Genomic DNA, 2,781 nt, shown 5'->3' with positions numbered 1-2,781 from the left:
GGTCCTCAACGTAGGGAGCCCGGGAGTCGTGACGGTCACCACCGTGTGACGGCGGGGTGAAATCTCGGGCGGGATCCACCTCAGTCGGGGACCGGCTCCGCGATCGTCGAGCCGGACCGGGTCGCGCCGACGCTCGCCGCCACCACGCAGGCCATCGCCACGAGCTGCAGCGGGCTGAGCAGCTCGCCCACGACGACCAGGCCGGCCAGTGCCGCGGCGGCCGGCTCGAGGCTCATCAGCACGCTGAACACCGCGGGCCGCAGGCTGCGCAGCGCGACCAGCTCGCAGGTGTAGGGGATGACCGAGCTCAGCAGCCCGACCACCGCGCCGAGGACCAGGACCCGGGTGTCGACCAGCTGGTCGGCGTACCGCCCCAGCGTCAGCGGCGTGAGCAGCAGCATCGCGACCACGCTCGCCAGGGCCAGGCCGTCGAGACCGGGCCAGCGCCCGCCGGTCTGCGCGCTGAGCAGGATGTACGCCGCCCAGGCGGCTCCGGCGAGGAGGGCGAACCCGACGCCGGCCCAGGTGAGGTCGCCCGGCTCGAGCCCCAGCAGCAGGACGCCGGCCGCGGCCAGCGCCACCCACACCAGGTCGCGGGCCCGGCGTGACCCGAGGATCGCCAGCGTCAGCGGCCCGACGAACTCGATGGTGACGGCCAGGCCGATCGGGATCCGCTGGAAGGACTGGTAGATCGCCCAGTTCATGACCCCGAGGCTCAGGCCGAAGCCGAGCACGACGGCCCAGTCGGCGCGGGTCCGGCCGCGCAGGACCGGGCGGGCCACGGCGAGCAGGACGACCGCGCTGGCGGCCAGCCGCAGCCACACGATCGTGGTCGGCGACGCCTCGTCGAAGAGGGTCTTGGCCACGCCGGCGCCGAACTGCACGGACAGGATCCCGACGAGGACCAACCAGATCGGAGACACCGATGACTTCCGGGCCTCCACGCGGTCAACTTAGGTCATGGCGACAGTACTGATGATCGGCACCCGCAAGGGCCTGTGGATCGGCCAGAGCGACGACGCGCGTGCGGACTGGGAGTTCACCGGCCCGCACCACAACATGGAGGAGGTCTACTCCTGCCTCGTGGACACCCGGACGTCACCCCCCAGGCTGCTCACCGGCGCCTCGTCGAGCTGGCTCGGCCCCCAGGTCCGGCGCTCCGACGATCTCGGTGCGACCTGGCAGGAGAGCCCGGGCGGCGCGATCCGGTTCCCCGAGGACGTCGACGCCTCGGTCGAGCGGGTGTGGCAGATCGCCCCCGGCCACGAGCCGGGCACCGTGTGGGCGGGGACCGAGCCCGGCGCCGTGTGGCGTTCGACGGACCGGGGCGAGTCGTTCGAGCTGGTCCGCGGACTGTGGGACCACCCGCACCGCCCCGAGTGGGGCGCCGGGTTCGGGGGCCAGGCGTTCCACACGCTGCTGCCGCATCCCGACGACCCGGACTCCGTGACCGTGGCCATCTCGACGGGCGGCGTCTACCAGTCCGCGGACGGTGGTGCCACCTGGGAGCCCCGCAACCGGGGCATCCGTGCGGAGTTCCTGCCCGAGGGGCAGCAGTACCCCGAGTTCGGCCAGTGCGTCCACAAGGTCGCCCGGCACCCGTCGAAGCCGGAGCGGCTCTACCTGCAGAACCACGGCGGCGTGTACCGGTCCGACGACCACGCCGCGTCCTGGGACTACATCGGCGACGGACTGCCGAGCGACTTCGGGTTCGCGCTGGTCGTGCACCCGCACGAGCCGGACACGATCTTCGTCTTCCCCAACGGCGCCGGCGACGGCCGGTTCCCACCCGACGGCAAGGCCCGGGTCTGGCGGTCCCGGGACGCCGGCGACACGTGGGAGGAGCTCGGCAACGGTCTCCCCGACGACTTCTACGTCGGGGTCATGCGCGACGCCATGGCCCACGACGGCCACGACCCGTTGGGTGTCTACGTCGGCGCCCGCAACGGTGCCGTGTGGGCGTCGACCGACGCTGGCGACTCGTGGCGGCAGATCGTCGCCAACCTCCCCGACGTCATGGTGGTGCGGGCGGCCGCGGTCGACTCAGTGTGACGGGACCGGCGGGTCCACGAGCGGCAGCTCCGAGGGCGAGAGCTCCTGGTGGTCCTCGAATGGGATCGGCTCGGGCACGCCGGCGGTGATGGTCGTCCCGTCCGCGCGGGTCCCCCCGATCAGGGGAGCGTCGCCCAGCGTGCCGTCGATCCGCTGGCCGTGCCCGTCGAGCGCGACCCGGACCGTCGTCCCGGCCTGCAGGGAGTGCTTCACCCCGCGCACCGTGATCTCGACGTCGTGGCCGTCCCCCTCGGACCGGATCTCGAGGGCGTCGGAGGACACGGTCACCTGCAGCCGCTCGCCGTGCCAGCACAGCGGGAACGTGATCTCGCTCCACGCGTCGGGGAGCCGGGGGTCGAACGACAGCCGGCCGCCGGTGTCGCGCATCCCGGCGAACCCGAAGACCAACGCGCTCCACACGCCGCCGGCGGAGGCGACGTGCAGCCCGTCGACGGTGTTGTCGTGCAGGTTCATCAGGTCGACGTAGAGGCCCTGGAGGAAGTAGCCCCAGGCGACGTCGTGGTAGCCGACCTCGGCCGCCATGATCGACTGCACGACGGCCGAGAGCGTCGAGTCGCCGGTCGTGATCGGGTCGTAGTACTCGAAGTCGGCCCGCTTCTCCTCCGCGGTGAACCGGTCGCCCTGGAGGAACAGGGCCAGCACGACGTCGGCCTGCTTGAGCACCTGGAACCGGTAGATCACCAGCGGGTGGTAGTGCAGCAGCAGCGG

3 protein-coding genes are annotated in these 2,781 nt (G+C 72.4%); 1 reads left to right on the top strand and 2 read right to left on the bottom strand.

Features of this window, described 5'->3' with window-relative positions:
- Window positions 1–80: 80 nt before the first annotated feature.
- Window positions 81–923, bottom strand: coding sequence for an EamA family transporter (locus JHD21_RS21725; RefSeq protein ID WP_292679628.1), 843 nt, complete (start codon window positions 921–923; stop codon window positions 81–83).
- 37 nt (window positions 924–960) lie between these two features.
- Between JHD21_RS21725 and JHD21_RS21720 the strand changes: the two genes are divergently transcribed.
- A complete protein-coding gene (locus tag JHD21_RS21720) occupies window positions 961–2,052 on the top strand; it encodes an exo-alpha-sialidase (RefSeq protein ID WP_292679627.1) in 1,092 nt (363 codons plus the stop codon).
- On the opposite strand, the gene JHD21_RS21715 is transcribed toward JHD21_RS21720, so the two are convergent.
- On the bottom strand, window positions 2,044–2,781 hold a 738-nt coding region (locus JHD21_RS21715; protein ID WP_292679625.1), incomplete at its 5' end, for a glycosyl hydrolase family 65 protein. The two genes, JHD21_RS21720 and JHD21_RS21715, sit on opposite strands and share 9 nt — an antisense overlap.

It is taken from the genome of Nocardioides sp., from assembly GCF_016462705.1.
Classification (GTDB): Bacteria; Actinomycetota; Actinomycetes; order Propionibacteriales; family Nocardioidaceae; genus Nocardioides.
This window is presented reverse-complemented; position numbering and strand designations above follow the sequence as displayed.